We start from the raw sequence: 11,048 nt of genomic DNA on the forward strand, positions 1-11,048 counted from the left end.
CAATTAACTATTAAACTATCTTTATTTCAATAGATCACTAATAATTCACACCAATAATCTCCCGTTTATATTTCCAAGTCTATCTACATTCAGTTTAACGCACACATCGGTAATTTTAAGCCTGTCATCCGTCATCGTTGATTGCAATTTATTTTGACTTTCCAGCTCACCAATTTTAGTTTTAGCGTCATAATTCTTAATCAAATAGGCAATATCATGACGAACAAAATAACATTCAACACCACTAAACTTTTCAACTTTATAGACTCTCTTTATTTGCTCTTTATCTAACTGAGTTAATTTCAAAGAAGAAAAACCACCTTCCAACTCTTCCTGAGTAGGAACATACACCAAATCATTTGGAGACAAACAATCGATCAATTTCCAACCCTTTTCATTTTTTAGCCGCACAGAATATTCCCCTTGCTTCTGCCGCTCAATAACAACATTCAACGCAATTGTCTCATAACTTCTTTTGCCTTGCCCATCTCCGTAAATAGCAAAAAACAAATTAGTTCCTTTCGCTGCCTCTACATACTTATCCTTTTTGTTTCCAGATTGTCCAAGAGGAAATTTACTACCCAATTCAAAAATTCGCACTTTATAAATTGGCTGGTGCGGCTTTTGATCATTATATTGACTAATATTACTATTCATATCTTCAATACCTTCCGCAGAAAACGCTATTTCAGGATTGTTGTCCTTGCTAAAAAGATAGTTCTTCAAAATCTTCTGAATCCCCGTATCAGTAATAGATTCAATGGCCTTCAAATTAAAAGACGTATCAAGATTTTTTCTGGTAGCAGTTAAAACCTTTCCTTTAGGTACCTTAATCCTATCCAATTTAACGATCCCAGAAACGGTGTCTTTATGCATCGCCTTTCTAACAGCCCAACTGTCACCCTGAGTTTGCGGAACTTTTTCTTTAACCTTTATTCCATCCTTATCTACCCATTTCTCATAATAATTAGTGGTTTTATTAATTACCCGAAGATTTTGTTTAAAACTGACAATTATATTTTCCAAATGGTTTCGCGCGTCAACAGTAAAATTCTCCCAAGGTTTCAAAAAATCCTTTGGCACCTCTTTTTCTACCACCTTACCTGTTTGCACATCCTTATAAGCCACTTTTTCAAACTTTCTAAGCTTCCTGTTCAAATCAAAGCGCTCAGCCGATTTTGCATGTTTATTATTTAACAAATTAATATGATCCCTCGTTGCACAAGCAACAACTAATGCGTCTAAAGCATGATGTCTATGGTCAATTCTTTTCTTTTGAAACCCTTTTGAGTATTCAATAGGTACAGTTGCTAAAAACTTTTGATGATTCTCATTCCAACTTGTAAAAAAGGTAGAATTCGTCAATTGATTCATTCGATCAAAACGAGGCAAGATCAAATCATTCCAAACATCATTCAATCCCCAGTCTTGCCTTAAAGTCGAAGTTATTTTCCCATTACCAGGCAATACATTTTTAGAGTTAACACCATCGTCATTGAGCTCTGAACGAACAATATTAGATAATAAAGCACTAATAAACTTACTGATATAACGAGTATCATTTAACTGGCGTTCAATCATCTGATCCGGAATTTCTTCAAGCATTAACTTATTACGCTTACCTCGATTCTTTCCATAGTTTTGTTTAACAAACTCATCATATCCGCCCACGTCCAATATCTTTACCACTTTCCCTAAACCCAACTCCACAATAGAACCACCATGATTCTTAATAAACTCATAACTAAGCTGCTTATCTTTCAATTTATTCACGGCCGATTCACAAATAATCTTATTGCTAAAGCTATCGTCAAAAAAGCGGCTTTGCGGAATGATATGTTCAATTTCGTAATCTGAGGTAAATAATCTATTTAAAGGAATAATTTGCCCTGTATACGGGGAACGATATTTTTGTTCCAGCCATAACTTGTAACGCTTTAATTCTGTAGTAGACGGTTGAGAAGTTTTACTAATCCTCAAAATATCCTCATCAATATCTACCATAGAATTCAAAACACCATCTTCGTAAATTTTCAAGGCTTCCTGTTGCATTGGAGAATATGGACGTACATTCTCTATGTCCCTGTCATTTAACAACTCGGCCAATAAAGCTTTAATTCTTAGATTGGTGTTTTCGTTTAAGGTCACCTGTTGAGTGATTCTTTTTCGATCATCCGCTGTACTTTTCATCTCGCGGCCCAATTCAATATGGATTTCACTAAAGAAATCTTTAACTCCTTTACCGTATTGGATCCAAATATCCTTAACAACTCGAAGCGTTTCAGTCACCACCTGCTCTACAATAGGATTTCGCAGAGAATATTGTTTAAATTCATTTAGGTATGCCTCCAGATCTTCAACAGAGTTCCATTTCCCCGCGATATCAGCTTCAGAATGACGTCCATAAACAACATAACTCGCCAACCACAATGGCAATCCCTGAAAATGGCCTTCCTGCGTTAAATGAATCGCTTTTTCGCGAACCCTTTCTTTAATACGATCATCAACCTCACCAGACAATAGCTTTTCTATTCTATCTTTTGTTTTTAAGTCTATGGCATCCCATCTCCAATATTTCCCTGTCCGAATTAACGGCAATAACTTTTTAATAGCCTTTTCCGAAAAAGCACCATATTCACTTTTGAAAGGAGAAAATTTCCTAAAATGCTCAACAAACGGGCCTATAGGAAGCAACTGCCTTTCAGCAAAAGTTTTTAATGCCTTTTCATATTCAACTTTATCCGTCACCGAATAAATAAGATGCCATAGCTTGTATTCTATTTCCCGAGTTAAAAATTCTGGCTTAATGCCATCGATTTTATCTAATCTAGCTTGAATTTGGCTACCCGTCTCGTTACAAGGATATTTTTTATCTTCTACAAAATTCCATCTATACTTTTCTACCTCAGCAGCTAGCATTTTGCCCTTAAAGCCTTGCTTTTCCAGAAAAAATTTGATCAAAGCCTTTTGATCAATCTCCTTCCTTTCATTTAAGAAATCATACAACTGCACAAAATCCTCAGCACTATTTAAAAAAGTACCGGTAACACTGTTCGCATCATCATCCCTTTTATAGATCCCTAGATTATAAATCCATTGCCATAAACGAAATTCCTGATATAAAGGGTTCGATTTTGGAATAACCTTTAAATAGTCTGTTTGTTCAACACCTTTGCCATCTTTGTATCTGCGATATTCCAGAGAACAATTTCCAATAGACGATTTTTGACTACGTAAAGGGCGCTGATAGAAAATGATATCGTTTACAAACAAATGTACAATGTCCTTTTTAGTCAATTCTATTTGATGTTGTTCATTGTTTCGATACAACTCCCTTACACACTCATTGTATAAATTTTCATCTCTAAGCTCCCCGTGAAACCCAGATTGAGTCTTTAGGATAGCAACTAATTCCTCTTTATAAAATTTACGCTCAATAGTTCTTACCAGTTTTCCATTAATTTTCTGCTTAGGATTTTGCAACAAGGTATCATAAATATAGGCACCAACAGTCTTATCAGAACGCTCTATTTCCTGTTCACTTTTCTTTTTTACCAGAGTCCAATCATCCGCACCTGGAGCTCTAAAACTCCTCTTTTCTTTACCTTCTTTATCTGTTTTAACATTCCCATCATCATCCAAATCTGTTGTAACTACAAAATCCCTCAATTTACCTTTCCAATCAAATAAAGGCGTCTTGCTAGAACGACGATACACCCATCCGTTTTCCAACAAAAGAGAATACCATATATCGGCCTTTCCTTTTTGTACATCATCAGCCATCACATCCACTACCATTAGAGAATGAAACTCGATCAACTTATTCGGATCCTCTTCCTCTTCTTCACCACGTAATTGATAATATCCACGCTTTTGATTAAAATTTAATAAGATCCAAGCCAGCTCTTCTTTTTCTATCTTTTCCGTCAATGCCTTCTTTCTTAGATAATAAATTACCCAATCATATGGTATAAGTTTACCCTCTGTTACTAAGTCTGGTTGGCTAATTTTAAAATCTTCAAGCATCGCCTCAAAAGATTTTTTAAAAACAAACCCTTCGCTATTGTAAACCAATTTAGGTTCCGTATCATTAATGAACTTACCCAAACGCTTATTAAAATCGATTTGACTAGAATAATGTTCTGGTAAAAATCCCAGCAAATTTAGCACTCTATGCAAACGCTCTCTTCTCAACAAATGGCGCTCCCTGAGTCTACGAATCCCCCTAAAATTAGTTCTCTCTGCAGTCTGTGAAATAGAATTTCCCTTTCCAAACTCATCCTTTATATCCTGAGTCATGGGAATAATTCTACTACCCATTCCAATAATACGACCTGCTTTGATACCGAAATTTTCTTCTATCAAGGCCCAGCCAACAGAGTTGGTTCCAATATCCAAACCTAATTTTATCTTCATCATATTTAGTTATTTAGAGTGTCATAAACTTAAAAAGAAAAAATTTTTCCCAATTACGGTTTCCCGTACTTCAATAGGAAAATAATATGTACATTTGAATTGAAAGCAAATCACAATAAGGATTATTCCGTTGTGAAAACATCCAAGCCGCCTCGCCTTATAATGCGGGGCTTTTTTTATTATATTGGTTCTAACTTTAAATAGTATAATTCTTCGTATCTTTTCGTTGAAAATACAATATTATCTCATCAAATAATTGTACACTAGTTAAAAAGTATGGTGTTTTAAAAATATATAACAGCATCAAATAATTTAGAAACATCATTTAAACACCCCACTCAAAATTCAAGGAGGATAAATAATATTCCTCTCAACTTCCTATATTATATCACATCGGTTCAGCTATCCCATAGCTAAACATTTATCTTTCGGTCTTGAATGTTTTTGGTTGGATCCACCCCATCACCAGTCATGGTTGAGCTCCTGATGAAAGAGGAAATTCGCTGTTTCATCAAGTGCCTGATGGATTTCGGTCAGCCTTTCAAGCAGGTTTTCCAGGTCTATTTCGATGTTTCCTGTAGGGATAACATAAAAATGAGGGTTATATTTCTGGTCGAGCGGATATCTGGAAAAATCCATGTTGTCCTTATTGGTTCTGATTTTTGAGGCGAGTTCGTCCAGGTATTGATGTAGTCCTTGCATCCGGTCATCAAAGCCTTTTATCGTCACCTGTCCGCCGTAAGCTTTGATCTTGGCACGAAGGGTCTGAAAGATTTGGAAGACATCGTGACCGCCTTCGATTTTTGTACCGTTGGCCATAATTTCGTTGAGTGTCCAGGTCATGGCCTTCAGGTAGAGTTCTATACTATGATTAACATTGGTGAGGATAGGAAAAATCGTAATATCGGCTGTCTTCCGGGAATTGTCCAAAAGTGCTTGTCCGGTTAGCTGGATGGCGGCGGTGAGGAATCCATCGGCCATATTGATTATGTTATGTATATGGTTGTCATCGATGCGCCAGTTCATAAATGCCATTTTGTCGATATCCTCATGACGGGAAAAGATGTCTTTTTTCATATTGGATCAAATAATTTAGTATTAGTCATCTGTTTGGAAGATATTAGAACGGAAGGTCATCGTCTTCTGAATAAACCTCAACGGTATATCTTGGCAACCGGTCAAGCCTTTGCCAGAGATTATTGATAATGATTTTCTGCCGATCCGGACTCATGACTTTGATCATTTTTAAAAAGGCCGCCATATCATCTACAACGATTTCCGCCGAGTTGTTATAATAGTAGGCACCTTTGATAAAACACCTGGAAATGGACTGGACATTCTGGACCGCGGTTTCCAGTATGGAATTTTCATATACCTCATCTAGGAGCTTGATGATCTGGGCGGGTTCTTTAACGTATTGTGCACTTGTCTCAATCTTTGAATAAATTTTGCTCACATCCATAGCAAAATCCCGATAGATTTTTTTTTCTCTTTCAGTAAACTCCAGTCCCGGTGAGCCTCCCTGGATTATCAACCTGTCCAGTTCAAAGAAGGACCCGATACGCAGGTCTGGATTACTAGGCAGCATCTTTTCCAGGATGCCCCTGTGTGCAAATCCGGTTATACCATTTTCGGTGAGCAGTTCCTCAAAAAGCTTGCCCACAAAATAAATCTCGGTAGCATAACTGTAGATTTTTTGCGAAAAATCCTGCGGGACAGGATAGCGCCAGTTCAGCGATATGCTTTTGTCGAAGTCTTCATTCAGGAGCACCTTTTTGCCGAAGCCGAAATCGATGATTTTCAGGTAGCCTTCGTTGGAGACCATCAGGTTCTCCGGACGGATGTCGCGGTGAAGGATGTTGTGTTCCTCCAAGTGGCGGAATCCCCCGATAACCTGGACAAATATATCGTCAATCCGGTGCGGATTGGAGGCAATATAGTCGCTGATGATCTTTCCGTCTACGTATTCCATTAGGATATACCCAGTTCTATGAGCTGGATATAGGTAAAAGTTAAATACCCTGACCACATTGACGTGGTAAAGTAGGTGAAGGAGCTTGATTTCCTCTACAAAGTGATCATAATAGAGCTCCTTATGCTCATCGTACATAGGAATGTATTTTTTGCAGACGAACTGTTCGCCGATGAGCTCATCTTCGATCAGATAGGTTTTGCCTAGGCCTCCCTGGCCAATGTCCTTTATAAATTTGTAATCCTTTGAGCGGATAAAAGGTATGATTTCCTGTTTCATTATTGAGGTTACGTCTGATCTGGTAAAACTAAAGAATTATTTAGAATGAACTCGCCCGCCCAAAACAAAATGATATTCCTGAAAGTCGTTTTGACCATGATTTTACAACTGATTAAATAATCTTCCTTGACAATAAACGTTATCCGATATAGCTCTCTTTTCTCCACTCTGCCAAAACCAGTTTCCTTATTCTCGCTCATCAGTCGGTATTTAGATAGTTAAAAAGGAATCCTAAGAATTTAGTATTTTTTTACGATGAAATTTCAGGATCTTCTGCAACTTTTTCTTTAGGGATCAAAGCCAGGGGCCTTAATTCCCTAACTCCATTGACGATATGAAAATGGCCAGCACGATCGAGGACTTTATCGAATAGTCTGTATAGGCTTCTGGTCGTTTCGATCTCGCTACCAAGTGATAGATTGTGTAAAATTGAATGAAAATAGGGCGCAGATACTTCATCCATGGCCAGGTTGTCTTTTCTGCCTTCCAATTGTTGTGCCCAGATGCGAGGAACTTTACCCGTTTTCCATACCATAAGGTCCACATACCCTACTCGTCTGGTTTCTATAGATTTTTTGGCAATGGTCACGTGAGTTTTCATCAGGTCATAGAATTGCTGCACGAAATTGGGGTTTGTTTCGATATCGTTTAGGGTCCATTTCAAAACTGGAGGACCTATTGGTAAATCCAGTTCTTCGTCTACCTTGCCGAGTTCTCCATCATATTTTTCCATAAGCTGGAGGTTTACCTTTCGAAGTTCCGAATTAGAAGCAAATGCAACGGACAGACTCTGTGTAGTGTAAAGTTTCATGGTGGAGGTTCTGCGGTCTACTGTTGCAATAAATAATGGAAGGTGCAGGTCCTTCAGCCATTGTATCTGGTCGCCTTCGAACAAAATCTCAGTGATTGACGCCGATTTTATGGAGACAAAAAATGAATCTTCTGCAATGTATTTATAGCCGTCATATTTTTTGATAAGGGTAGAGACTACATCGATCCCTACGTCTTCTGTACGGGGAATGGGGGCTACCAAAGCAACGGATTGTAGTAGCAATATACCAAGTTGTTCAGCAAGGTCTCCGGAACGCAAGTTGACTCCTCTAAAAGCAGGCATATAATAATTTTATTTTTATAAAAATAAACAAATCTGAGTACGGTTTTACACGTTTTTATGTTTGAACCAGAACAATTCGAATAAGTAATTGGGGTAATTTTCTCCTGGTTAAATAAGCAATCCCAAGGCCTCCCGCGGTTTCCCGTCCAAAAAGGACAGGAAATCTTTACCTGCCCATAGATCTAACTGGCAGTGCTTGATCCAAGGAGACATCAACTATTCTGGCCTAGCTATTTGATTATTAGCCGATTCCTCTTTTTCTTCTACGACCAGATCATACCTTTCTAACTCTTCATAAATAGTAACCATCTCTGCATTCAACTGTTTGATGTATTCCTTGCAGATGTGATAGTACATATCTTCTTTATCGTCGGTTAGTTCAAATTGGATTAATCCATTTTTTAAGTCCTTGAGAATCAAATTGAATACGCTCTTGATATTATTTGGGTTGTCCTCGGTTAAAATGATCTCAAAATTGCCTGTATGGCCCTGCAGTACGAGCTTGCTCTGGTCGGTTTGTCTTTTGATTGTCGCTGTTTTAGTTTCCATATATTTTACCCCTTTCTCCGAAGGCCGATTTGCCCCCTTCTAGTGTTTTCATGCTGATTTCTTTCCAGTCCAGTTCAGCTCTGGAAGTATTGATGCACTTCAATGTATTGAAAAACGGATTTCCCGTCATGGTGTAATAAAGGCCATTTTCCCTCAACCGATAAATGGAATTGTAGGGTAAAGTCCTGACGGCGATATTGGCATCATGCGTGGCAATTATCACTTTTTTACCTAAAAGGGCCTTCTCTTTGATGATGGGAACAATCACATCGTTGATGTAGTCATTACCCAGGCTTTTCTCCGGTTCGTCGATGAGGTAAATTTCCTTGTCTTCCGTCAGTTCTTTATGCAAGAGGATCATGGAAGATTCTCCATTCGAAGGATTATATAAATTTCCGTTCAGAACAAAAATCCGGTTGAACTGAAGTAGGTCACTGATGCCCCGGATATGTTCGACACCTTCAATATGTTTTAAATCGGCAATTTTCTCAAATAGTTCATTGCTGTACACGTGTCTGGAAATCGAGAGGATGTGATTAGCGAAGTCCTTTTGCGGGGTTTTGTTGATGTTTTTAACGGTCTCGTATGCACCGTTAATAAACGATCCGTTTTGGATCATCAGGCTGGTCCTGCAATAAAGTTTTCCTTTTTCACCCAGATCGCCCGCATAATCCTCAATGGGCGAAATAGAAGTGTTGATGGCCTGCTTTATCTTTCTGATGTTTTGTTCAATCTTTATTCGGTTTCTGGCATAATCGGTAAATCCTGTCCCAGTTGGTTTTTGTGGGACACCAGTTTTCTTAGTGATCTCCTGATTGAATATGCTGACGATCTGATTCAATAACTTTAAGCTGTTGGCCTCTAAAAACTGATTGTCGATTTTCACTTTCAGACGAAGCAAAATCCGCTCTAAAACATCAACCAGTTCATCTATTAATTCTTTTTCAATAAGATCCCCAACTAGGGTGTTGTCGGACAGAAATACCTGAAAAGTCTTGAATTCCTGCAGAATCCCGCTGACTTCATCCAGCGCCCTTACGGCCCCGGCTTCATCGATATGGTTTATGGTCTTTATTTTGAGCTTCTGGGCAATTTTATTGGTCTCTTCACCAGAGAAATGCTGCCTGTATTTTCCCATACTGGTGATGGCCACCTCGGTAGCGGTTTTTATAGATTCTATTTCCGCTGTACACTCATTAACGCCGAAGTCGCTTACATCAACGTTAAAATTTTGACCGCGCAAATTGAACACATCATTTACATGTCTATCGTTTGACATATAGACGCTAGTCGTATAACCAATACTGTTGTAATAGGCCGATAAGCTTTTTAAAATATCGGTTTTTCCTGTCCCCTTAGATCCGAACAGGATATTGATATCATTGTAAATATCCAGAGTCATGATTTCCCCTGCGCCAAAGGGCGCGATGACAACTTTATCGCACGTTTTCTTTTGTAGAATCGTATTGATCGTCGCCTCGTTCTTATCCAGAAGGAGACAGAACTGCTCAAAGCTGTCGACAGGTAGACGCAGATCGGGCAAGCCCTGGGCTAAAACTTCATAGTCATTCCAATCCTGAATATCTGAACCGTAAATTGAGTTATGGCCATGGCTGATGAAAATACCGGCGGAAATGGAATTTGCAGCCTCTTTGATCACTCTTCTGGGATTGCTGATGAGCGCGGACAAAGCATCAAGCTCTGCATCTCCCAGATTCGGTGTTTTATTCATGTAGTGCGCGATATAAATGCAATCCAGATCCTCGAAGTTTTCGACGGTAGCTACAATGGAAGTGGCGAAAATGTTCGGGTTCTGTCCAGCTAGGATGTTTTCGCAACGCTGATTAAAAGCTTCCGCAGTTTTAGGGTTCGCTATAACTAGCAAATGGGCACGCTTGGAATTTTCTTGGATATCAAGTTCAATACCTGGCCAAATCTGGCAGACATCCTTTACAGACTCGCTGATTTTCTTGTATTGATCAATGTCAAAATGGTTGTGATTAGTTATGGCCAATATCTTGACGTCGGTCAATCTGATAATCTCGTTAAAGCGATCAGCCGTAACATTTCTAGTGTCCGCATCCCCGGTTTTTACCTTCTTAGTATGGACGTGAATATCTATTTTCATTTTAATTATTTTTTAAACTTGAGTCGTTCCAATTCCTATGGACTGTTGCTGTAAATAACTTTAATCTGTACCCAAACAATTATCGAGAAAACCGAAATCAGAATCATACGGGAAACCGTATTGCCTATGATTGTTGTATTAATTTTCTGAACATGAACAGCGCGCATGGAAAGTTCTTTTAGTTAACTAGATTACGGAGTAAAAGAATTTAGGTGTTGCGGGATAAGCTGAGAAAGGCACTAAAATAATTAGTATAAAGAGAACGTAATGACATAATTGAGAATTTTAGATATTTAAAGATAGATAATATTTTTTGCTAACTAAAATTGGTCAACTTTTCTCATTCTATGGTTAAACCATAATCACTTGTTCAATCCCCTGTTGCTTAAATACCTAATAATCTGCTTCGGTGGATATTTTGGCAATAGTGGCCACTCATTTCGCATTTAAACTGTCATCCTGTTTCGCTGCAAACTGCCCGTACTGATCTTTCGATCAGACTTTCAGAGTATAGCTTTTCTTAACAACATTTTTAATTGAAGTGAAATGAAAGCCTCAGATTCAAATTTAGGGCTGTTGGCTGGTCTTTG

The 11,048-nt window shown here is 38.3% G+C and carries 6 protein-coding genes; all 6 read right to left on the reverse strand.

Annotated elements, in window-relative coordinates; translation table 11 throughout:
• Nucleotides 1-45: 45 nt before the first annotated feature.
• The 6 genes from cas9 to VNZ46_RS16195 all read right to left on the reverse strand — a co-directional run bounded on the left by cas9 (nucleotide 46) and on the right by VNZ46_RS16195 (nucleotide 10,458).
• Complete coding sequence (gene cas9, locus VNZ46_RS16170; RefSeq protein ID WP_325561099.1) at nucleotides 46-4,419, reverse strand: type II CRISPR RNA-guided endonuclease Cas9; 4,374 nt, start codon at nucleotides 4,417-4,419, stop codon at nucleotides 46-48.
• Nucleotides 4,420-4,878: 459 nt separating this feature from the next.
• Entirely contained in the window at nucleotides 4,879-5,493 is a 615-nt protein-coding gene (locus VNZ46_RS16175; RefSeq protein WP_325561100.1) for a hypothetical protein, read from the reverse strand.
• A 43-nt stretch (nucleotides 5,494-5,536) separates the two neighbouring features.
• The gene (locus VNZ46_RS16180; RefSeq protein ID WP_325561101.1) at nucleotides 5,537-6,667 is read right to left on the reverse strand and encodes a protein kinase family protein; all 1,131 of its coding nucleotides are present in this window, start codon (nucleotides 6,665-6,667) and stop codon (nucleotides 5,537-5,539) included.
• A gap of 250 nt (nucleotides 6,668-6,917) precedes the next feature.
• Nucleotides 6,918-7,781, reverse strand: a complete 864-nt coding sequence (locus tag VNZ46_RS16185) for a hypothetical protein (RefSeq protein WP_325561102.1) — start codon at nucleotides 7,779-7,781, stop codon at nucleotides 6,918-6,920.
• Nucleotides 7,782-7,997: 216 nt separating this feature from the next.
• Complete coding sequence (locus VNZ46_RS16190; protein ID WP_325561103.1) at nucleotides 7,998-8,330, reverse strand: hypothetical protein; 333 nt, start codon at nucleotides 8,328-8,330, stop codon at nucleotides 7,998-8,000.
• Nucleotides 8,320-10,458: a hypothetical protein gene (locus VNZ46_RS16195; RefSeq protein WP_325561104.1), complete on the reverse strand. Its 2,139-nt coding sequence runs from the start codon at nucleotides 10,456-10,458 to the stop codon at nucleotides 8,320-8,322. The genes VNZ46_RS16190 and VNZ46_RS16195 overlap by 11 nt, the downstream gene beginning before the upstream one ends.
• Nucleotides 10,459-11,048: the final 590 nt, after the last annotated feature.

Source organism: Pedobacter sp. (assembly GCF_035566355.1).
GTDB lineage: Bacteria > Bacteroidota > Bacteroidia > Sphingobacteriales > Sphingobacteriaceae > Pedobacter.